This window comes from Neobacillus sp. OS1-32, assembly GCF_030915425.1.
Taxonomy (GTDB): domain Bacteria; phylum Bacillota; class Bacilli; order Bacillales; family Cytobacillaceae; genus Neobacillus; species Neobacillus paridis.
On sequence record NZ_CP133263.1, the window covers coordinates 603,694 to 625,078 of the forward strand.

A 21,385-nucleotide genomic window follows, 5' to 3' on the forward strand; every position below is an offset into this window, starting at 1 on the left:
CTTCAATCTTTAAAAACGTTCTACGAATAGCATGTAAACACTAACCCAGGTGATAACAATAAACAATCCCAGGAAGAAAACGGATGCAAGTGTTCCTTTTAAAGAAGAACTATCTTCTATTTCTGTTTTTTGTTCCGTTTTAAGTTCTGCTTTCGCCATCCCCAAACACTCCCTTCTGAAAGTTTAAAAATAAAAATAATTTAGTTCTCTTTCATAATACAAAACAATCTTGAAAGAAAAATACCAAATTTAAGAGTTCACAAATTGTTCATACTTTATATTTTCACTATGAATATAGTGAAAAATTGATGTAATAGTGATTTATGTCACATTTTGCATTTTTGCAAATGTGAACAAAATGTGAAATGCCATAACTCACTTGTGACATAAGTAGTTGAATTTTCCTAAAAGGTCCTTTCGCCATTTTATGTCACCTTATCGGATAGAAGGAATAGTATAATTATTATTTGAATATTTTTCAGATTGGAAGAGAGTGATCGGTAAGTGGAGAAATATTACTGTGAGCAATGCCGCTTATTGTATAGCAAAATGGAGTATTGTAAAATATGCGGAATTTTAGCCAGTAACAAAATAAAGATTGAAATTCATAAGCAGCCCGAAAAATAAAGCTGGAAAAGATTGTTCAATGCCTGGCCAATGAATCTGCTATATAATAATAGAGCACAACAACAACCTTCAAAACGTTTGCTTCTCCATCTGCGGGGAGGCTTTTTTTTACTGGAATAATGGCTGGTGAACAGGAGATAATATTCCGTAAATATATTAGGGAGTCAGAAAATGCCAACAATCATTTCTATTGCAGAAGTTATTCCGCCGTTTGAAATAAAACAAGACAAAGCCTCTGAATTTGCCAAAAATCTATTTTCAAATGCCTATAAGGATATCGATAGATTATTGCAGGTGTTTCAAAATGGTCAAATTGAAAAACGCCATTTTGTGAAAGATTTAGCCTGGTTCGGGAACAGCCATTCATTAAAAGAAAGAAATGATGCTTATATTGAAGCAGCGGTTTCTTTAGGGAAGGCTGCAGTTATAAATTGTTTAACAAATCGCTCATTTTTAAAAAAATCAATTCCCGTTGCGGAAATTGATGCCATCTTTTTTGTCTCGACAACTGGTTTTGCTACTCCCACTATAGAGGCGAGGATAATGAATCTTCTCCCGTTTAACCCAAACACAAAACGGATCCCCATTTGGGGGCTTGGCTGTGCCGGCGGGGCCGCCGGGTTATCAAGAGCATATGAATATTGCCTGGCCTTTCCCAGCGCAAAAGTTCTTGTCTTGGCAGTTGAACTTTGCAGTCTCACATTTCAGCATGATGACCTTTCAAAAAGTAATTTAATCGCCACATCGCTTTTTGCTGATGGTATAGCTTGTGCGCTGATTTGTGGAGATGGTTGTAATCTGGATGAAGTAAGATTGAAAAAAACCTTGCCGGCAATAATGGCCACGCAGTCGACGTTAATGCCTGATTCATTGGATGTTATGGGGTGGGATCTTCAAAATGAGGGCTTATACGTTCTCTTCTCCCGCGATATCCCCAGTATCATCGAGCGATGGCTAAAGCCAAATGTTATCAGCTTTCTTCAACATCAGCGGCTTCATTTGGAAAAAATAGATTATTTTATTGCCCATCCGGGTGGTAAAAAGGTACTAGACGCTTATTTGAAAGCACTACATATCCCTGCTTCCATGGTTGAAAATTCTTTGGAGGTGTTAAGACAATACGGAAATATGTCTTCAGCGACTATATTTTATGTGTTAAAGCGTTATTTGGAATTGCAAATTCCGGTTGGGGCCAATGCTTTGTGCGCTGCCCTCGGTCCGGGCTTTAGTATGGAATTGTTATTATTAAGGTGGTTTGAATGAGTAGTAGTACACCGTTTCTTTGCTTAATCAGCTATCTAATTACCGCACGTTTAATAGAACTGGTGATTGCAAAAAGGAATGAAAAGTGGTTGAAACAGCGGGGGGCAGTTGAATTCGGCAAAGATCACTATCGTTATCTAGTCACGATGCACATGCTGTTTTTTGCGGTATTTGTTTTTGAAAAAATTTTCTTTAATTGCAGGTTAACTCCGTTATGGCCGGCAATTTTCCTTCTTTTTATATTGGGGCAGATGATGAGAATTTGGATCATCGCGTCACTCGGTAAGTATTGGAACACGAAAATTATTGTGCTGCCAAATGCAAAAGTAGTCAAGAATGGTCCATACCGCTTTATGAAACATCCTAACTACTGTATCGTTACATTGGAGTTTATCGTGATTCCATTATTGTTTTCCACCTATTATACATTATTTATTTTTACATTATTAAATATGTTCATGCTTATGATTCGGATTCCGGAAGAGGAAAAAGCACTTAAAAGGTTAACGGAATATGAAGGAACTTTTCATGATTATAATCGTTTTATACCAAAGATTGTGAAATAATTGTGACTTTTACTTTTTTGATGTTGAAAATGATTATCATCAGTGCTACAATTTGATTAGAGTGAGAATTGTTCTCAGCAATGGACGTAATAAGGAGAGTGTTACATATGACATATGCTTTTGTTGTCGGAACAATCATTATTTACGCATTTGTCATCAAGCACGTTTTAAAAAATGTAACTCATTAAAATGGATTTAATTTTTGCCAGGGAGCTTGTACACTCCTTGGCTTTTTTATTTTTTAAAAAATTACACCGGTTTGGAAGTGTCAAGATAGGAAAAGTTTGAATTATCGTATAAAATAGAAATTATTATCACGATGCTAAGGGGATTAAATGTAATGGTGAAAACTGCCAAGCAAACTGAAACCATCCAGACGCTTAAACAAAAGATGGTCTTGATGTACGACTATTTAATGGAACAAAGTGATCACGAAAATGCTGAAAAAGTGAAACAGTTAGCAAAAAAATTGGCCAATCGGGAATATGCGATTGCCTTTTGCGGTCATTTTTCCGCAGGAAAATCAACGATGATCAATCGGGTAGTGGGAGAAAATTTATTGCCGTCGAGTCCAATTCCTACCAGTGCCAACCTGGTGAAGGTGAAATCCGGCGATGATTATGCAAAAGTCTTTTTTAATAACGGTAAGCCGCGCCTTTATTTAGCTCCTTATGACTATGAACTGGTTAAAAATTATTGTAAAGACGGCGATAAAATTGAGGAAATTGAGATTAGTCACAGTGATTCCCATCTGCCGGAGAATACGGTGATTATGGATACACCCGGGATTGATTCAGCCGATGATGCTCATCGGATTGCCACTGAATCAGCGATCCATTTAGCAGATTTGATCCTTTATGTAATGGATTATAATCATGTTCAGGCAGAATTGAATTTTTTATTTACGAAAGAGCTGACAGAGGCTGGGAAAGATGTCTATTTAATTGTCAATCAAATTGATAAACATAAGGAAGAAGAGCTAAGTTTTCAAGACTTTCAGCAAAGTGTTGTTGCTGCTTTTGGTTCTTGGGGGGTAAAGCCGGCAAAAATCTTTTATACGTCATTAAAAGATAAAGAACACCCGTTAAATCAGTTTCAGGATCTGCAGCAGTTTATTGCTGACCATTTAGTTGAAAAAGATCAATTTTTACTGCCATCCGTATTTCATTCTTTAAAAAAAATTGCCGCAGAACATATTGAACATACAAGAAAAGCAGAGAAGGATAAACTAGCACCGATTTTTGCCCGATTAAATGATTTAACTGACGAGGAAAAAACAGGATTACTGGAAACCTATCAGAAAATTTCTGCTGACTTGAAAGAACTAACCGAAAGTGTCACAAAAAAGGAAAAGCAATTTGATGAAGAAATGAATAAAATTTTAAAAAATGCCTATTTAATGCCGTTTCAAACTAGAGCTTTAGCTGAAAGCTTTCTGGAGTCATCACAGCCGGAATTTAAGGTAGGGTTCCTGTTTTCAAAGCAGAAAACGCTGGAGGAGAAAAAGGCCCGATTCCAAAAATTTTACGATGATATCAATGATAAAACGAAGTCACAGCTTGAATGGCACTTACGTGAATTTTTGTTAAGGACGTTAAAAGAGGCCGGATTAAATCATGGTGAACTATTAGACATGGCGCAAAAATTTTCGCTCTCGGTTCCTGAAAAGATCTTACTTGATGCGATAAAGTCAGGAGCCCGCTTAACCGGGGAATATTTGCTTCATTATACTGAAGATGTTGCCAATGATATTAAGAAGTATGCCAGAAATGAACTTGGTCAATTTAAAGCGAGCTTGCTTAGTTCTCTTTCCGAGCAGGTAAAAAGGTTAAGAACTCAATATGAGCAGGAACTGAGTCATATGCAGCAGTATGTTGCGGCATTCTCGGAACTAACATCATTTGAACAACAGATTGCCAGGAAAGAAACAATTATCAATGATTTACTCAGTGAAACCGACGTCTTCTTTCAAGAAGATCATGATCTATTTAAGCTGGCGGAAGAGGAATATGAGCTGGTGAAGTCCGATTATGAACCTCTTAAAGAAAAAAAAGAAAAGCTGATTACGCCAGCTAGCGATAAGCTTGCTCGGAGTCGTCAATCGAATAGTAAGCGGGCAGAGGATCAGCTGAAAACGACAGTTGCCAGACTGCAGCTGGCTTCAAAGTTAATCGTGGATTTACCGGGGTTCCAAAAATTATCAATTGAATTGATGGAGAAGGCTGGCAGATTAGAAAACAAAGGTTTTACCGTTGCTTTATTTGGTGCTTTTAGCGCAGGCAAATCCTCATTTGCCAATGCCTTAATGGGAGAAAGGGTGTTGCCGGTTTCACCAAACCCGACTACTGCGGCGATTAATAAAATTAAACCGGTAACCTCCGAGTACAAGCACGGTACGGCCTTGGTGAAGTTTAAGGAAAGTGCGGCAATGCTTGAGGATGTTAACCGTTCGTTAAAGTTTTTTGATTTACAGGCCAAGGATTTCACAGAGGCGATAAAACATATCAGCTCGATTATGCTTGAGCAAGGCCAGGCGGGTGTCTTGGAGAAAACCCATTTTGCCTTTTTAACGGCATTTGCAAAAGGATACTCCGCCTTTGTACCACGCTTGGGCACGGTTTTAGTCACGGATCTTAACGAGTTTCATAATTTTGTTGCCTTAGAGGAAAGATCTTGTTATGTCGAATGGATTGAGCTTTACTATGACTGCGAATTAACCCGGAAAGGAATCACTTTAGTTGACACACCTGGGGCGGATTCGATTAATGCACGACATACCGGGGTTGCCTTTGATTATATCAAAAATTCAGATGCGATTCTTTTCGTCACTTATTACAATCATGCCTTTTCAAAAGCAGACCGGGAATTTCTAATTCAGTTGGGCCGGGTTAAGGATTCATTCCAGCTTGATAAAATGTTCTTTATTATTAATGCCATTGACTTGGCTGAGAACGAGGAGGAAAAACAGGCTGTTTGTGATTATGTTCAAGATCAGCTGGTGAAATACGGGATTCGCAATCCCCATCTTTATCCATTATCAAGCTTGCTTGCGCTGCAGGAAAAAACAGATCAACCAGCGGCAGAATCATCGGGAATGAGTTATTTTGAGCATGATTTCGCAGAGTTTATTTCCAATGATTTAACGGAAATGGCAGTTTCCGCGGCGGAAAAAGAAGTGACACGTCTTCAGGCTGTCATGAACAAGCTGATTCAAACTGCCAAAGAAGATAAGAATCTCAAAGCGAAAAAGCGCTTTGAGATTGAGCAGCAGAAGGCGGAAATTATTGGTCTATTAGCCGCCCAAACCGCTGACCATCTCACGAGCCGCATGCTTCAGGAAGCTGAAGAGTTAATTTACTACATTAAACAGCGGGTCTTTTTCCGCTTTGGTGATTTCTTTAAAGAAGCCTTTAACCCATCGACATTAAGGGATGATGGGCGCAACTTGAAAAAAGTCCTGCAAGCGGCCCTTGAAGAATTCTTAGAGAGCCTTGGTTTTGACTTTGCTCAAGAGATGCGGGCGACAACTGTTAGACTAGACCGGTTTGTGGAAAAACTGTTTGCGGAATACCAGGAAACGATTGTCTGGCACTTACAGGACATTAATCAGGATTTATCTTTTTCATTTGTTGAAGTCAACGCCAATAATCAGCTTGATTTCCCAATTGCCTTTAGCAAGACTGACCTCCAAGTGTTTGCCAGAGCACTCTCTTATTTTAAGAGTCCGAAGGCCTTTTTTGAAAAGGATGAGAAAAAATTTATGCTGGAGGAACTTCAAAACGTGTTAAATCCGCTGGCGGACCAGTATTTAAATCAGGAAGCTGAACGAGTGACTCAATATTATACGGATGAAATATCTCGCGAATTCTACCGTTTACTTGACCATATAAAACAACAGGCTGAGGATTTCTGCTTTAGCTTATTAGCTGCCATAGACGGCGGTGTGCCAATTGAACGGCTAATGGAAATAAAACAGCAATTAGCTAATTCATAGGGGGGAACTAGATTGAAGTACATTGTAGAAAAAGACTGGCTGTTAAGAAATTTAGATGACAGCAAGATTAGAATTGTTGATTGCCGGTTTTCTTTGGCGGATAAAGAGCAAGGCCGTCAAGAATATGAAGAAAGCCATTTGCCTGGGGCCGTTTTCTTTGATGTGGTAAAAGATCTATCCAGCACCGTTAAAGAACATGGAGGCCGTCATCCATTTCCTAATTTGCCAGATTTCATTCACAAATTGGAACAAGCAGGCATCGATGAGACCGTAACCATTGTTGCTTATGACAACGGCGAATGCTCATTTGCCGGACGCTTTTGGTGGCTGCTTCACTATTTGGGTCATGATAAGGTATATGTATTAAATGGCGGTTTTAAACAATGGCGGGCGGCGAACTATCCTCTATCCGCGGATATTCCATCCTTCGAAAAAGTTCATTTTCACAGCCATATTCGGCCTGAACTTTTAGCCGATATCGAAGAGGTAAAAGCCGTATCTGCCGGAAAAAAAGCAGCAATACTAATTGATTCACGTGAAGCCAAGCGCTATCTGGGAATGGAAGAGCCGATTGATAAAAAGGCCGGTCATATCCCTGGTGCCATTAATAAACCATATATCGACGGATTTAGCGGCGGGCAGTTTAAGCCGGCAGAGGATCAAAAAGAAAGATTCAAAGATGTCGATCCGGACAAACAAATTATTGTTTACTGCGGCTCAGGCATTACGGCAACGCCGAACTTTTTGGCGTTAAAGGAAGCAGGCTTTGACAAAGTAAAGCTTTATTTAGGAAGTTTTAGCGATTGGATCAGCTATGACGATAATATTATCGAATAATTTTTTTAAGCTGTATTTGTGGTATAATGGTAAACATGTGTTTTTTCTAAGGAGGTTCTTAACATGAAGCAGCAAAAGCCTTCATTTATGCTTGTTGATGGAATGGCACTGCTTTTCCGAGCTTTTTATGCAACAGCCGTTTCCGGACAATTTATGGTCAACTCTAAAGGAATCCCGACAAATGGAATCCATGGCTTTATAAAACATATGTTTACCGCTATTTCGTCGTTTAAGCCGACACATTTGGCGGTATGTTGGGATATGGGCAGCAAAACATTTCGAACTGAGCTTTTTCCGGACTATAAAGGCAACCGTGGCGAGGCTCCAGAGGAGTTAATCCCGCAATTTGACCTTGTCAAAGAGGTGGTGGCATCATTTGATATTCCCAACATAGGTATCGACGGGTTTGAAGCAGATGATTGTATGGGGACAATTGCAAACCAAGTCAAGGACTATGCCCATGTTTCCATCCTGACAGGAGATCAAGATATTCTTCAATTGCTGGATGATGAAATATCGGTTATTTTGCTGAAAAAAGGCTTTGGAAATTATCTGGTACACACGCCTGAAACCTTTTTTGAAGAAAAAGGAATTTCACCAAGACAGATGATTGATTTAAAAGCCTTGATGGGGGATCCGAGTGATAATTACCCCGGGGTAAAAGGGATTGGCGAGAAAACGGCACTTAAATTGTTAAAAGAGTTTCATCATGTTGAGAATATAGTCGCCAACCTCGATCGGTTGTCCAAATCAAATCGCACCAAAATTGAACAGAATATCGACATGCTCTACCTATCGAGAAGATTGGCCGAGATTAAATGTGATGTTCCTGTCAGCTGCACCATTGAAGAAGCGGGGCTGAGGATTGAAAGGGAAAAAGTCTTAAATAAATTAATGGAGCTCGAAATCCGCGGTTTGCAGCGGCTGCTGCCAATGGATGAAGCCATTATATCTTAACAAGTGAGTTCTGGCTGTCTAGGAAGACAGCCAGTTTGTCGTTTGTGCTATATTTTGGTATTAGACTTTTTCGCTCTGTTTTCCAGCTTGCTTTTCGGTTCCTCGGAAAATTCTGCATCCTGTCCGTAACCTTGTGGATTCACACCTGGTGCTTTGACACCGCGATTTTTGCTTTTCTTACCCATATTGTCACCTCCCGCTTGATTAGTATTTCCGTTTCGTATAATAAAACTCAACTTTCTCAACAATAAGGGCAGAGGTGATTCAGAATGAACAAAGGGGTTTATTTGTCCCTTTTAAGTATAGGGCTTGCTCAAGCAATAAAAATCCCGCTTCATTATATAAAAAAAAGGGAGTGGCGGCCGGATCTATTTTTCAGTACCGGGGGCATGCCCAGCTCCCATTCTGCCGGGGTTTCTACGTTAACAACATACATTGCCTTAAAACAAGGGATGCCGACTTTTGATTTTGCCTTATCGCTTATTTACGGGTTGATTGTCATGTATGACGCCCAAGGGGTACGAAGGCAGACGGGTGAATTAACATTACAAGTTAATTCTCTTAATGAATTCATTGAGAAAATTCATAAAGACGAGAGCGTCAAATTTAAACAGAATGGGCCAAAAAAGTTAAAGGAAGCGCTGGGACATCAGCCAGAAGAAGTATTAGGCGGTGCGCTGCTTGGAATATTAGTAGGGATGATCGGCCATAAATGTACAAAAAAGGATAGAAAATCAGCAAAAATTACGATAAGATTTTAAAGGGATTGGCAGATTGAATGGAGAGGGATGTAAGTAAAGTGCGGACAGTGGAAGATTATTTGCACTATTTAAAAGGAAAGGGCTTTCAATTACAAGAAGATGCCATTGGCTTTATTTACTTTGGAAAACATTATACCAATGCTTCCGATGAAATCATCAATACAGCGATTGAAGTGACGCTTAAAGCCCAAAAAAGCTTCGATGGCAGTTTCTATGTTTCGTTACTGGAAACGTTTATCACAAATAACATCAATAGCAGAGAAGATGCTCTTAAGTTTGTTAAAGAGAATGTATTGCTGGCCATTTAACAGCCTAAAGCAAAGCTATCGCGAATGGTGTCAGGCACCGCTAATTTATTGAGGGCCCTGACACCATAGCCTTTAGATCGTCTTTTTGCTACCCTCCAATACTTTTACTTTTTTGCAGCAGCGGAATTTTCTTGGCAGGCAATTCAGCCAAGATCATCCCTATAAAGATAAGGCTGCAGCCCATAATGGCGCTAGATGTTAATCTTTCGTCAGCCCAATAATATCCGGTGATTGCCGCAAAGACAGGCTCCATGGCAAAAATTAAGGCAACTCTTGTGGCGGATGTATATTTTTGGAATTTTGTTTGAATAAAAAAAGCAATCGCCGTAGCGAATACACTTGTGACAATTAATGCGATGATGACCTCCTTTGATAGTAAAATATCGGCTCGGAGAGACTGTTTCCAATCTTCAAAAATAAAGGATGAAACGATACATAAAATGGCAACGGTTGTAATCTGAACAACTGTTAACAGCATCGTTGGATATTGGCGGGCAAACTTTCCAGTAAAGATAATTTGTAGTGCGAAGCTTATGGCACAAATAAAGACAAATCCATCGCCAATATTAATTGCTGTAACGTCAGTCATTGTCAATAGGAATAACCCGAGTGTTGCTACCATTATTCCGAAAATGGCATTTCTGCTTGGAAATTGTTTTAAAACAGCCATAGAAAAGATGGGGACTAATACCACGCTCAAACCTGTAATAAACCCGGCCTTGGAGGTAGTGGTATATAATAACCCGATTGTTTGGCTGACATATCCGAGAAACAACCAAAAACCAATGAAAAATCCGGCAGCTGCCAATTTGAAATCAAATTGTTTTAATTGTCCTCTGTTAAAGAACATAAGAAATAGAACAAGTAATAAAGCCGCCATTAAAAAGCGGATTCCGTTAAAGGCAATTGGTGGTAAAAAGTCGATTGCCTTTTGAACTAATACAAAAGTCATTCCCCAAATAAGGGCTACAAAAAGTAAGCTAATATCGGCGATTATTGATTTCCTCATTTTATGTTCTTACCTCCATAAATGTTGACCTTTCTCTAATGCAATATGGAAAGTTTATCATAATTATGATAAGTTTGCAGATAATTTGCATAATTGGGTAAGATAACAAAGTGTATAGAAAATATTCTATAATAAAATACAACGGTAAATTATGAAAGGCTGAAAAAAATGAAATTCAGACTGGAATGGAAGTATAAATTAAAAAATAATCAAAAAGTTCACTGCTCTTCGGAATGGATTTCAGGAATGAATGCCATTCAAATGGGAGAAGAATTAGAAGCTGGCGGTAAGGCCAGTGAATTGTATTTTTATGATGAAAAAGGGACATCGTGGATATTAAAGGAAATGAAAAAGCTGGTTGTCGAAATTGAGGAGGATCCGCATGAAGTTACCGTCTATTTTGATGGCGGATTTAATCGAGAATCCAATCAGGCCGGGATTGGCGTGGTCATTTATTTTAAACAAGGGAAAAAGAAATATCGCATACGTGCTAATGAGTTAATAGAGGAAATGGATACAAACAATGAGGCGGAATATGCAGCATTTTACTATGCCTTAAATATACTGGAAGATTTAGGCGTTCGCCATTTGCCATGTGAATTTAAGGGTGATTCTCAGGGATTATTAAAGCAGTTGGAAGGTGAATGGCCGTGCTACGAAGAAGTGCTGAACCGATGGCTTGACCGGATCGAGGAAAAAATCAAGGCATTGGATCTGAAACCAGTCTACAAGGTTATTCCCAGAAAGGACAATAAAGAAGCGGATAAATTGGCAACCCAGGCATTAGAGGGAAAAGAAGTCTTCTCTAAAATGTTGATACTTTGATAAGCGGGGGTAGGAAAATTAGTGAAACCAACAGTCAGGAAAGAAGTTCTTCAACAAGTGGAATTGATCATGGCTCAATATTGTGAGGGCTGTTTTTTACATCGGCATTTGAAACAGGAAGGCGGCAGGAGACTTGCCCATCGCTTTTGCATTTCACAATGTACAGTTGGTGAAACTTTAAAGGAATATGGAAAAAAACTGATTTAATGACAAGCCAACATAGAAAAAGGTCGACATCATTTGTCGACCCTTAATTGTCTAATCTATAAATGGATCATAGTTTTACAACGTTAGCAGCTTGAGGTCCACGGTTTCCTTCGACGATTTCAAAAGAAACTTCTTGGCCTTCTTCTAATGATTTGTAGCCTTCACCTTGGATTGCGCTAAAATGTACGAATACATCGTCGCCGCCTTCGACTTCGATAAAACCAAAGCCTTTCTCATTGTTAAACCATTTAACTTTACCGTTTTGCATGTACTTCTTCCTCCTAAGCCTTTCGCGGCACCGCCTATATAGTGCCAAAGTAAAATATTACCATGTCACGTTTACCAACGCTTTGTTTCATTGTTAAATCTGTGTACATGATGCTTTAAATATACAATAAGAAAAAAGGCCAGTCAAGGAACGCTGAAGATTTTTACAAATATTATTGAGGAGATTTCTGGATTCAAAAACATTTAACATAAAGTAATTGAGGCCCCTCATATGTTAGATTATGACTAAATATTGAGGTGGGGATCCATGTATCGCTTTTCAATTGAAAAAGATGAATGGGTTTTAAGATTTTCTCCAAAGCTTTCCATTGATGCTGACGAACGGCAAATGATTTTGATGTCACTCCTTCACATAGGCGAGAAACTGTCGAAATATTCACATGGAGATGCCTTTATCATTTTTACAAAAAAGATCGGCGCTATTGTCTTTACTGTAGAAACAATCCCATCATTTATATTAACCGTATCAAATATTATTTCAGAAGAATATTGGTACAATCAAGATTCGGTCAGTTAAAAAAATAAGTGCAAGAGGTTCAACAGGGTGCCCATTGAGGCACCCTGTTTTGGTTGAACTAGGAATCATGTTAATATTGTAACAAATTTGACAAAAACTAGAGCACTTTCTTTGATTATCTTTGATAAGATAAATGTGAGGAATATCACATTTAAAAACAAATCGGCTTTTTTGTGGGTGCATAATTTTATTAACATAATAATCAAATAATCTAAAGGGAGTGTTATTAGTGGATCCGCTTTTTTTGGCAAGGGTTCAGTTTGCCGCGACAACGATTTTCCATTTCTTCTTTGTTCCGCTTTCCATTGGACTTGTCTTTATGGTAGCAATTATGGAAACCATGTATGTCGTGAAAAAAAATGAACTCTACAAAAAAATGGCAAAGTTTTGGGGGCATTTATTTTTAATTAATTTTGCCGTTGGTGTAGTTACCGGAATTATTCAAGAGTTTCAATTCGGCATGAACTGGTCAGATTACTCCCGATTTGTTGGGGACGTCTTCGGTGCTCCGTTGGCTATTGAAGCACTTTTGGCCTTTTTCATGGAATCTACTTTTATTGGATTGTGGATTTTTGGCTGGGACCGTTTGTCGAAAAAGGTCCATCTGGCTTGTATTTGGCTGGTTTCCCTTGGTACTACTTTATCGGCAATTTGGATCTTGACAGCCAACTCATTTATGCAGGTTCCGGTTGGATTTGCAATGAAAAACGGCCGTGCGGAAATGAATGACTTTTTGGCCTTAATTACGAATGGCCAATTACTTGTCGAATTTCCACATGTCTTTACGGGTGCCTTATGTACTGCGGCCTTCTTTGTTGCCGGAATTTGCGGCTATAATTTATTGAAAAAACGTCATATTGCTTTTTACAAAAAGTCCATGAAATTGGCTATAATTATTGGCCTAATCGGCAGTATTGGTGTTGCTCTTACGGGTCACACACAAGCCCAGTATCTTGTCAAAACACAGCCGATGAAAATGGCTGCAGCAGAAGGGATTTGGAAAGATACTGCTGATCCTGCGCCATGGTCTCTTTTTGCTTTAATTGATACTAAGAAACAGGAAAATAAATTTGAACTAAATATTCCATACGCCTTAAGCTTTTTATCCTATTCGAAATTTGAAGGTTCACTTAAAGGGATGGAAACACTGCAAAAGGAATATACTGAAAAGTATGACTCAATCGTAGGTGAGGGAACAAATTATATCCCTCCGGTAAAGACCACCTATTGGAGCTTTAGACTGATGGTCGGTTTTGGAGCAGCGATGATTCTTTTATCAATCATTGGTTTAATCCTCTGGAAAAGGGACCGGCTTGTTGCAAGTTCTACATTTTTGAAGTTTTTGGTGCCGGCAATAGCGTTCCCATATTTGGCCAATACCTTTGGCTGGCTGATGACAGAAATTGGACGGCAGCCATGGTCTGTATTCGGTTTAATGACCACCGCCGATGCTGTTTCGCCAAATGTCCCTGCTGGGATGGTGCTATTTTCAACCATTATATATCTAGTGGTATTTACCATTCTTCTTGGTGTAATGGTGTATTTAATAATCAGGGAAATCAAAAAGGGTCCGGAAGAAGTACAGGGTATAGATGATAAACTTTCAACAGATCCATTTAAGGTAGGTGCTTAAGATGGAGTTAAGCGAGTTATGGTTTGTCTTAATCGCAGTGGTATTTATTGGTTTCTTCTTCCTGGAAGGGTTTGATTTTGGGGTAGGCATGTCAACCCGTTTTGTAGCTAAAAATCAAACAGAACGTTCAGTTATGGTCAATACCATCGGGCCGTTCTGGGATGCGAATGAGGTGTGGCTGTTAACAGGCGGCGGAGCTATTTTTGCGGCTTTCCCACACTGGTATGCCACGATGTTCAGCGGCTACTATTTGCCTCTGTTTGCGGCTTTGCTTTGTTTAATCGCGCGCGGAGTCTCATTCGAGTTCCGGCGAAAAATCAAGAATGAACGTTGGACAAATATTTGGGATTGGGTCATATTTATCAGCAGTCTTCTGCCGCCATTTTTACTTGGTGTCTTATTTACCAGCATGCTCAAAGGCATGCCAATTCAAAAAGATATGAATATGCAGCCCGGATTTACCGATTTTATCAACGTTTATTCCCTATGGGGCGGTGTAACCGTAACAATATTATGCTTCTTGCACGGCCTTCACTTCTTGACGTTGAAAACGGATGGCGAGATTAGAAGCCGCTCGGCCAGCCTTGCCAAAAAGGTTGCCTTGGCTGCACTGGGAGCATTGGCCATTTTTGTTGTCCTGTCCTGGATCATGACTGATATATTCACCGTCCATCTTGTTCCGGAGCTGGCGTTAGTGGTGTTAATTGTCTTGGCATATGCCTTAGCCTACTATTTTGTCTCGAAAAAGCGGGAAGGGTTAGCATTTACAATGTCTGGTCTAGGTTTGGCATTTACTGTTTCGGCGATATTTGTCGGGCTGTTCCCGCGGGTCATGATCAGCTCGATCAATAAAGCCTTTGATTTGACAGTCTACAATGCATCCAGTGGAGCTTATTCTCTCAAAATCATGACAATTGTTGCGGTTACGATCCTTCCATTTGTGTTAGGTTATACAGTCTGGAGTTACTATATTTTCCGTAAACGGGTAACAGATAAGGAGCATTTAACCTACTAATGGACAAAGCGATATTCACCTATAAAGGAGTTACACCAGTTTTAATTAAATTAGCGGTTTTAACGATATTGCAATGTGGAATGATCATTGTACAGGCCTATTATTTAGCGAATGCAATCTCCTCTCTTTATAGAGGAGATTTGTTTCGTACTGTGGTCGTTAAATTAATCATTTTCCTTATAGCACTTGTCCTTCGCCAGCTGCTATCTGTGTGGAAAAAAAATATTAGCTTTCATTTTGCTGCACATACAAGTGAATGCTTTCGTGATGCACTATTGCAAAAACTAATTTCTTTAGGTCCTCGTTTCATCCGAAAAGAGGGTCGGGAATGACAGTTACATTAGTAATGGAAGGAATTTTAAAGTTTCGTCACTATTTGGAAATTTATTTAATAAAAATGATGAATATGGCCATTATTCCTATGGTCATTGTTTTGTTTATTTTTAAGGTTAGCGTTCAGTCAGCGGTAATATTAGTAGTAACTTTACCAATTCTGGTGACGTTTCTTATACTCCTTGGACTTGCAGCAAAAAGTAAGGCAGACCGGCAATTTCAGTCATTTCATCTGCTTTCGAATCATTTCATCGACTCGCTTAGGGGATTAGAAACCCTCAAATACCTCGGATTGAGTAAAGAACATGTTCATAAGATTAATAGTGTCAGTGAAGCCTATCGACGGGCCACGATCAAAACTCTGAGAATTGCCTTTTTATCGTCTTTTGCGCTTGACTTTTTTACTCTGCTTTCGGTTGCTACCGTGGCCGTTTTCTTAGGCTTGGGATTAATAAATGGTACGGTCCAGCTGCACCCGGCTTTAACGATTCTTATTTTGGCACCGGAATTCTTCCTTCCGATTAGGGAACTGGGGGCTGATTATCATGCTACTCTCGATGGCAAAAATGCCGGTAAAAAGATAGCAGAAATTATTGCCCAAGAATCAGAACATCACGATCATAAGATTTTACCAGTTTGGAATACATCAAGCAGTTTAGCTATTAAACATGTAAATTTACAGTTTCCTGATCATCAACAAGGTGGTCTTCAAGATATTGAACTTACCGTTTCAGGCCCCCAAAAAATTGGCATCATTGGGGCAAGTGGTGCGGGAAAATCCACCTTAATTGATCTGTTAAGCGGCTTTCTTGAACCTTCATCAGGAGAGTTTTGGATAAATGGAGAAAAGAGTTCTACACTATCCAATGACGTTTGGCAGCAGCAAGTTACGTATATACCGCAGCATCCATATATTTTTAATGACACGGTTTTAAACAATATCCGCTTTTACCAACCGGAGGCTGCAGATGACGACGTGCTTAGAGCTGCCAAGAAAGCTGGACTTGAGGAGGTAATCCAATCACTGCCCCAAGGGCTGGAAACCGTGATTGGGGACGGCGGCCGCAGCTTAAGCGGGGGGCAGGAACAACGAATCGCATTAGCCCGGGCTTTCTTGGGGAACCGCTCGATTATTATGCTTGACGAACCTACTGCCCATTTAGATATTGAAACGGAAGCAGAATTAAAGGAAACGATGTTAAAACTATTTAGCGGCAAGCTGGTTTTCTTTGCCACTCATCGTCTGCATTGGATGTTGGATATGGATCAAATTATTGTGTTAGATCAAGGCCGTATTGTCGAAATTGGATCACACGAACAGTTAATCGCAAACAAATCCTATTATTATCAACTCGTAGAAGCGCAGAAAGGAGATGGTCAACATGGGTAAGGAGAACTGGATTCGGCCTTATATACGGCAATACCGAACTTTCTTTGTCCTCTCAATCTTTCTTGGCCTATTGACCATTCTCTTTGGTGGTGCCCTTATGTTTACGTCGGGGTATTTAATCTCTAAATCGGCAGCACGGCCTGAATCCATCTTGATGGTGTATGTTCCGATTGTTGGTGTCCGCGCTTTTGGTATTGGCCGGGCGGTATTAAGCTATGTTGAAAGGTTATCAGGGCACTCGTTAGTGTTAAAAATCCTTTCAGAGATGCGTGTGAAGTTGTACAAAGTGATCGAGCCTCAAGCTTTTTTTGTACGCTCACGCTTTCGCACCGGAGACATTCTCGGGGTACTTGCTAATGATATTGAACATATCCAAGATTTCTATTTAAAGACCTTCATTCCTGCGTTTGTTTCCTTAATTATTTATGCGATCATCGTTGTTTGTTCTGATTTGTTTTCTATACCATTTGCAATCTTTCTTGCAATCATGATTGGCTTATTGTTATTTGTCGGTCCGCTCTTTTCATTGATCTATACAAAAGCCAAAAATGAACATTTAAAGAAGAACAGAAATGAACTCTATTATAAATTTACCGATGGCATTTTCGGTATTAGCGACTGGATCCTTAGCGGTCACTCTTCACAATTAATTGAAAAAGTGAAAAAACAAGAACATCAGATATTCCAAATAGAAGAAAAAAAACAATCCTTTATAAATTGGCGTGATGTCGCCAATCAGCTTGTACTGGGTTTCATTGTTATCGGAGTAATCTACTGGGCTAATGATTTTACACTTAAAGAGCTGCTTACTCCGCCATTCATTGCTGCCTTTGGACTTGCTGCTCTCTCCTTAATGGAATCCTTTTTGCCGATTGCAGGTGTCGTTAGTGATATTACCACCTACCAAGATTCCCTAAAGCGGCTGGATACAATAGAAAGTAAAGCCTTATTAATAACCGAAGAAAATCACACTGCTGATGACGTGGAGTTATTCTCAAACTGTGATAAACTGATCGAGATCAATAAGCTGACATTCGGTTACTCCCCAGATCTCCCGGTCCTGAATGAAGTGAATCTAACCGTTTCCCAAGGAGAGAAAATTGCTATTATCGGCAGAAGCGGCACAGGAAAGTCAACCTTGTTACACTTGCTGCATGGCGCCATTCATCCAACTAGTGGCGAAGTTAAAATAAATGGTCGGAATCTAACCAATTTAAGCGGATCAATCACTAAATATATTAGTGTTTTAAACCAAAAATCCTATTTATTTAATACATCGGTTTTGAATAATATCCGTCTGGGAAATCCAGCGGCAAGTGATGATGATGTCATTCGTGTTGCCAAGATGGTACAGTTAGATGAGATGATTAAGCAGCTTCCGCTCGGTTATGATACCATCATGGAGGAAACAGGGCAGCGTTTTTCGGGAGGAGAGCGTCAGCGGATTGCACTTGCCAGAATTTTATTGCAAAATACACCGATTGTTATATTGGATGAACCGACAGTCGGTCTTGATCCAATTACCGAATCTAAACTGTTATCTACTATTTTTACGACACTAAAGGATAAAACGATTATTTGGGTGACGCACCATTTAATTGGTGTTGAACAAGTAGATCGTGTTCTCTTTCTCGATCAAGGGAAATTTGTCATGGAAGGCAGTCATAAACAGCTGTTAGAGAGCGAAGAACGGTATCGGCGATTATATAGCTTAGACCGTCCGTTTTACTAAAACCTTTGATACCACCCTAAAAAATGAGGGAATGGAGGTATAAAATGGTTAGTGTAATTATTTCAGAGAAACCATCCGTCGCAAAAAATATTGCGGATGCGTTAAATATAAAGAATAGAAAAGATGGATACTTTGAAGGTAAAGACTATATTGTTACTTGGGCTTTTGGACATTTATTACAACTTTACAATGTGAAGGATTACGATGTGGGAAAGGCAAGGTGGAGAATGGAAAACTTCCCATTTATCCCTTCCCATTTTCGCTATAAAGTAAAAAGTGATCCTCGTAATAAAGAAAAAGAAGATCTTGGTGCTAAAAAGCAGTTGAAAATTATATACAGCTTAATCAAACGAAATGATGTAGATTCAGTGATACAGGCTTGTGATTATGATCGTGAAGGACAAGTCATTGGCGATACGATTATTTATAATCTCAAGACAAAAAAACAAGTTTATCGCTTATTATTGAACGAATGGACTCCGGATGAAGTGTTAAAAGGACTCCAAAACTTAAAGCCAAATACGGAAATGAGGCCTCTCCTAGACGCTGGTATTAGCCGTCAGTGGGCTGATTGGGTAATTGGCATTAATTTAACTTCTGTGGCAACCTTGAAGTATCAGAAGGGTTCTGGAAAGGCACTGAACATTGGAAGAGTGCTACTGCCAACGCTAAAAATTATTTATGATCGAGATAAAGAAATCGAAAACTTTGTACCTGAAGATTATTTTAAATTAGCGGCTACATTTAAAACAAAAGATGGTAAAGAGTACGAAGGGACATATATGGAAGATGGAGAGGATAAATTTAAGAATAAGGAAACTTTGGAATTAATACAACAAGCTCTAAGTCATCGATCAGCCACAATCTTAGACAAAAAAGTTGAACTTAAAAAAGAATATCCCCCATATTTATTTAACCTTTCAAACTTACAAGGTTTTATAACAAATAAATATAAAGGTTGGACTTCTGATAAAGTCTTGAAAGTGGCTCAATCTCTTTATGAAAAGAAATATATTACGTATCCACGTACGGCCAGTGTAGTATTGGAAGAAAGTTTAGTAGATAAGGCGGCTAAGGTACTGGGTAATCTAAAAAAAGGACTGCCATATGAAAATGAAATTACATTTGCGAAAAAGAAACGTGTTTTTGATAATTCTAAGGTAGAAAGTCACAGTGCGATTACTCCAACGTATTTACTTCCGAAATCGTTATCGGGGGATGAAGAAATTGTTTATAATGCTATTAAAAATCGCTTTATAATGCAGTTTATGCCGATTGCTGAACATGAAGAAACTAAAATTATCACCAAAGTTAATAATAATGAAATAAAAGGTCTGTTTACATCAAAAGGGAAAGTACAGCTAGTTGAAGGATGGAAAAAGGTTGAGAAAATCGAATCGAAGGATACTATTCTACCTTTAGTGAATATAAATGAGGTCGTAAGTATTGAAGACCACAAATTGACTTCTCATGTGACAAAACCACCAAAGCACCATACAGAAAAAACATTATTAAGAGTAATGGAAACATGCGGCAAGGGTAAAGACAAAGAGGATGATGATAGTGAAGAAATGATGGCTGCTATTTTAAGTGGTTATAGTATAGGTACACCAGCTACAAGGGCTGAAACAATAAAGAAGCTAAAAGACGTTGGCTATATTGCTACTCAAAATAAAGATTTAATTTGTACGGAACTGGGCAGAAAGTTAGTTGACACATTTCCAGTAAAGGAATTATTTGATTTAGAATTCACTGGTAGATTGGAAAAAACATTGTCTGATATTGAAAAGCAAAAGTTTAAAAAGGAAAGTTTCTTGAACTTAATTTTTGATTTTACAACAGGTGCTGTTAAAACAATTAAAAATGAAAAAGACATCATTATTAATGAAGTATCAAACGAAAAGAAAACCATTGAGGTTCTTGGCAAATGTCCTCTTTGTGGGCATGGAATTATTGAGGGACAAAAAGGTTATGGATGTAGCAACTGGAAAAATGGCTGTAAATTTGTCATTTGGAAAAATGATAAATATTTAGCATCGATGAAAAAGAAACCAACAAAAACAATGGTAAAAAGCCTTTTAAAAAATGGAGTCGTTTTGGTTAAAGGACTAACTAGTAAAAAAGGGAATAAGTTTGATGCTTATTTACGTTATGAAAAAAATTCTGATAACGAATATTTTAGTTGGAAGATGGAGTTTCCTGAAAAGCAAAAGGTTAAGGGTGAAAATTAACAAGGATTTACAAATAACGGTAAAGACTTTAATGCCAGGGTTTTTTTCGATGAAATCGGCTATAACCTGAAGTTCTTATTTGAAAGCGGGACAATAAAAAAATGACCTTTAGACCAATATTAGTGTGATAAAGAGCCTTGTCACTCTTATGGTTCTATAGTAAACTTTTAATGATGATGAGTAATGGAGGACTTCGGGATGCCCACACCAAGTATGGAAGATTATATAGAGCAAATTTATATGTTAATTGAAGAAAAAGGATATGCTCGTGTCTCTGATATTGCTGAAGCGCTATCTGTTCATCCCTCCTCAGTAACGAAAATGGTGCAAAAGCTTGATAAAGATGAATATTTAGTTTATGAAAAATATCGAGGACTTGTTTTAACTGCAAAGGGAAAAAAGATTGGCAAACGGTTAGTGTTCCGCCATGAATTACTGGAACAATTTTTGAAAATTATCGGTGTCAAGGATGAAAATATTTATAATGATGTCGAAGGAATTGAGCATCATTTAAGCTGGGATTCCATTGATCGGATTGGTGATCTGGTGCAATTTTTTGAAGAAGATGAAAAGCGGATTGATGCCTTAAAAGAAATTCAGAAACACAATGAAAATGGGTAGGAATGAGCACTTGGCAGAATCGCCAGGTGCTTTTAAAATAGGTTGGGATAATGATCAAAATCTTGCTCATGCTCGGGCAGTAAACACGGATTACCCTCCGGTCCCATCTCAACATGAACACCGGCAAGTAAACCTTTTTCCGCTTCCATTATCGCTTTTTGATAAGAAATGACCCGGCCTTCAGAGGTAATAAAACTAATAATCTTGCCATAATAATTCCGATGCAGTGCTGTAATTGTTTCCACCAAATATTCCACCTTTCCCTTCTAGC

At 38.8% G+C, this 21,385-nt stretch carries 20 protein-coding genes and 1 pseudogene; 16 read left to right on the top strand and 5 right to left on the bottom strand.

The genetic code is table 11. The features are described from left to right. Positions 1-9: 9 nt before the first annotated feature. Complete coding sequence (locus RCG24_RS03185; RefSeq protein ID WP_202655069.1) at positions 10-159, bottom strand: cytochrome c oxidase subunit 2A; 150 nt, start codon at positions 157-159, stop codon at positions 10-12. 639 nt (positions 160-798) lie between these two features. On the opposite strand from RCG24_RS03185, the gene RCG24_RS03190 reads away from it, so the two are divergent. From RCG24_RS03190 to RCG24_RS03210, 5 genes are all read left to right on the top strand, one after another. After that, complete coding sequence (locus tag RCG24_RS03190) at positions 799-1,890, top strand: type III polyketide synthase (RefSeq protein ID WP_202655070.1); 1,092 nt, start codon at positions 799-801, stop codon at positions 1,888-1,890. After that, positions 1,887-2,456 carry an isoprenylcysteine carboxyl methyltransferase family protein gene (locus RCG24_RS03195; RefSeq protein WP_202655071.1) on the top strand — a complete coding sequence of 190 codons (570 nt, stop codon included), beginning with the start codon at positions 1,887-1,889 and terminating at the stop codon, positions 2,454-2,456. Before RCG24_RS03190 ends, RCG24_RS03195 begins: the two co-directional genes overlap by 4 nt. 340 nt (positions 2,457-2,796) lie before the next feature. Next, positions 2,797-6,450: a dynamin family protein gene (locus RCG24_RS03200; protein WP_308078303.1), complete on the top strand. Its 3,654-nt coding sequence runs from the start codon at positions 2,797-2,799 to the stop codon at positions 6,448-6,450. Between the two features lie 12 nt (positions 6,451-6,462). Then, the gene (locus tag RCG24_RS03205) at positions 6,463-7,287 is read left to right on the top strand and encodes a sulfurtransferase (protein WP_202655073.1); all 825 of its coding nucleotides are present in this window, start codon (positions 6,463-6,465) and stop codon (positions 7,285-7,287) included. Positions 7,288-7,350: 63 nt separating this feature from the next. Further along, complete coding sequence (locus tag RCG24_RS03210; RefSeq protein ID WP_202655074.1) at positions 7,351-8,244, top strand: 5'-3' exonuclease; 894 nt, start codon at positions 7,351-7,353, stop codon at positions 8,242-8,244. A 47-nt stretch (positions 8,245-8,291) separates the two neighbouring features. On the opposite strand, the gene sspL is transcribed toward RCG24_RS03210, so the two are convergent. After that, positions 8,292-8,429, bottom strand: coding sequence for a small, acid-soluble spore protein L (gene sspL, locus RCG24_RS03215; RefSeq protein WP_202655075.1), 138 nt, complete (start codon positions 8,427-8,429; stop codon positions 8,292-8,294). Between the two features lie 84 nt (positions 8,430-8,513). Here sspL and RCG24_RS03220 point away from each other — a divergent pair, with 84 nt between their 5' ends. Together RCG24_RS03220 and RCG24_RS03225 are read left to right on the top strand one after the other, a co-directional pair. Continuing rightward, positions 8,514-9,005: a divergent PAP2 family protein gene (locus RCG24_RS03220; RefSeq protein WP_202655076.1), complete on the top strand. Its 492-nt coding sequence runs from the start codon at positions 8,514-8,516 to the stop codon at positions 9,003-9,005. A 17-nt stretch (positions 9,006-9,022) separates the two neighbouring features. Next, positions 9,023-9,313 (top strand): DUF6123 family protein, encoded by a 291-nt coding sequence (locus RCG24_RS03225; RefSeq protein ID WP_235888175.1) that lies wholly within the window; start codon positions 9,023-9,025, stop codon positions 9,311-9,313. Between the two features lie 88 nt (positions 9,314-9,401). On the opposite strand, the gene RCG24_RS03230 is transcribed toward RCG24_RS03225, so the two are convergent. Then, positions 9,402-10,322 (bottom strand): DMT family transporter, encoded by a 921-nt coding sequence (locus RCG24_RS03230; RefSeq protein WP_202655077.1) that lies wholly within the window; start codon positions 10,320-10,322, stop codon positions 9,402-9,404. 168 nt (positions 10,323-10,490) lie between these two features. Between RCG24_RS03230 and RCG24_RS03235 the strand changes: the two genes are divergently transcribed. Then, on the top strand, positions 10,491-11,147 hold the full coding sequence (locus RCG24_RS03235; RefSeq protein WP_308078304.1) for a reverse transcriptase-like protein: 657 nt from the start codon (positions 10,491-10,493) through the stop codon (positions 11,145-11,147). Between the two features lie 21 nt (positions 11,148-11,168). Further along, on the top strand, positions 11,169-11,354 hold the full coding sequence (locus RCG24_RS03240) for a zinc-finger domain-containing protein (protein ID WP_308078305.1): 186 nt from the start codon (positions 11,169-11,171) through the stop codon (positions 11,352-11,354). Positions 11,355-11,421: 67 nt separating this feature from the next. Here the strand turns inward: RCG24_RS03240 and cspD are convergent, their stop codons facing one another. Then, positions 11,422-11,622: a cold-shock protein CspD gene (gene cspD / locus RCG24_RS03245; protein WP_042355328.1), complete on the bottom strand. Its 201-nt coding sequence runs from the start codon at positions 11,620-11,622 to the stop codon at positions 11,422-11,424. A 267-nt stretch (positions 11,623-11,889) separates the two neighbouring features. On the opposite strand from cspD, the gene RCG24_RS03250 reads away from it, so the two are divergent. The 7 genes and pseudogenes from RCG24_RS03250 (at position 11,890) to mntR (ending at position 21,114) form a co-directional block, all read left to right on the top strand. Continuing rightward, entirely contained in the window at positions 11,890-12,159 is a 270-nt protein-coding gene (locus RCG24_RS03250; RefSeq protein ID WP_202655080.1) for a hypothetical protein, read from the top strand. Between the two features lie 229 nt (positions 12,160-12,388). Continuing rightward, positions 12,389-13,792 (top strand): cytochrome ubiquinol oxidase subunit I, encoded by a 1,404-nt coding sequence (locus tag RCG24_RS03255; protein WP_202655081.1) that lies wholly within the window; start codon positions 12,389-12,391, stop codon positions 13,790-13,792. Position 13,793: 1 nt separating this feature from the next. Continuing rightward, the gene (cydB, locus tag RCG24_RS03260; RefSeq protein WP_202655082.1) at positions 13,794-14,807 is read left to right on the top strand and encodes a cytochrome d ubiquinol oxidase subunit II; all 1,014 of its coding nucleotides are present in this window, start codon (positions 13,794-13,796) and stop codon (positions 14,805-14,807) included. Further along, positions 14,807-16,530, top strand: a pseudogene (cydD, locus tag RCG24_RS03265) (thiol reductant ABC exporter subunit CydD). The gene cydB and the pseudogene cydD overlap by 1 nt, the downstream one beginning before the upstream one ends. Next, entirely contained in the window at positions 16,523-18,262 is a 1,740-nt protein-coding gene (cydC, locus tag RCG24_RS03270; RefSeq protein ID WP_202655084.1) for a thiol reductant ABC exporter subunit CydC, read from the top strand. The pseudogene cydD and the gene cydC overlap by 8 nt, the downstream one beginning before the upstream one ends. Before the next feature lie 44 nt (positions 18,263-18,306). Further along, positions 18,307-20,493: a type IA DNA topoisomerase gene (locus tag RCG24_RS03275; protein ID WP_308078306.1), complete on the top strand. Its 2,187-nt coding sequence runs from the start codon at positions 18,307-18,309 to the stop codon at positions 20,491-20,493. A 198-nt stretch (positions 20,494-20,691) separates the two neighbouring features. Continuing rightward, on the top strand, positions 20,692-21,114 hold the full coding sequence (gene mntR, locus RCG24_RS03280; protein WP_202655086.1) for a transcriptional regulator MntR: 423 nt from the start codon (positions 20,692-20,694) through the stop codon (positions 21,112-21,114). Positions 21,115-21,146: 32 nt separating this feature from the next. Here the strand turns inward: mntR and RCG24_RS03285 are convergent, their stop codons facing one another. Continuing rightward, the gene (locus RCG24_RS03285) at positions 21,147-21,359 is read right to left on the bottom strand and encodes a DUF3892 domain-containing protein (RefSeq protein ID WP_202655087.1); all 213 of its coding nucleotides are present in this window, start codon (positions 21,357-21,359) and stop codon (positions 21,147-21,149) included. Positions 21,360-21,385: the final 26 nt, after the last annotated feature.

Bases quoted from the DNA above. Each gene is read 5' to 3' on its own strand.
- RCG24_RS03195 (WP_202655071.1), top strand. From the start codon at position 1,887: ATGAGTAGTAGTACACCGTTTCTTTGCTTAATCAGCTATCTAATTACC.
- RCG24_RS03210 (WP_202655074.1), top strand. From the start codon at position 7,351: ATGAAGCAGCAAAAGCCTTCATTTATGCTTGTTGATGGAATGGCACTG.
- RCG24_RS03250 (WP_202655080.1), top strand. From the start codon at position 11,890: ATGTATCGCTTTTCAATTGAAAAAGATGAATGGGTTTTAAGATTTTCT.
- RCG24_RS03185 (WP_202655069.1), bottom strand. From the start codon at position 159: ATGGCGAAAGCAGAACTTAAAACGGAACAAAAAACAGAAATAGAAGAT.
- RCG24_RS03235 (WP_308078304.1), top strand. From the start codon at position 10,491: ATGAAATTCAGACTGGAATGGAAGTATAAATTAAAAAATAATCAAAAA.
- RCG24_RS03275 (WP_308078306.1), top strand. From the start codon at position 18,307: ATGGTTAGTGTAATTATTTCAGAGAAACCATCCGTCGCAAAAAATATT.
- RCG24_RS03190 (WP_202655070.1), top strand. From the start codon at position 799: ATGCCAACAATCATTTCTATTGCAGAAGTTATTCCGCCGTTTGAAATA.
- cydC (WP_202655084.1), top strand. From the start codon at position 16,523: ATGGGTAAGGAGAACTGGATTCGGCCTTATATACGGCAATACCGAACT.
- RCG24_RS03230 (WP_202655077.1), bottom strand. From the start codon at position 10,322: ATGAGGAAATCAATAATCGCCGATATTAGCTTACTTTTTGTAGCCCTT.
- sspL (WP_202655075.1), bottom strand. From the start codon at position 8,429: ATGGGTAAGAAAAGCAAAAATCGCGGTGTCAAAGCACCAGGTGTGAAT.
- mntR (WP_202655086.1), top strand. From the start codon at position 20,692: ATGCCCACACCAAGTATGGAAGATTATATAGAGCAAATTTATATGTTA.
- RCG24_RS03200 (WP_308078303.1), top strand. From the start codon at position 2,797: ATGGTGAAAACTGCCAAGCAAACTGAAACCATCCAGACGCTTAAACAA.
- cspD (WP_042355328.1), bottom strand. From the start codon at position 11,622: ATGCAAAACGGTAAAGTTAAATGGTTTAACAATGAGAAAGGCTTTGGT.
- RCG24_RS03220 (WP_202655076.1), top strand. From the start codon at position 8,514: ATGAACAAAGGGGTTTATTTGTCCCTTTTAAGTATAGGGCTTGCTCAA.
- cydB (WP_202655082.1), top strand. From the start codon at position 13,794: ATGGAGTTAAGCGAGTTATGGTTTGTCTTAATCGCAGTGGTATTTATT.
- RCG24_RS03225 (WP_235888175.1), top strand. From the start codon at position 9,023: ATGGAGAGGGATGTAAGTAAAGTGCGGACAGTGGAAGATTATTTGCAC.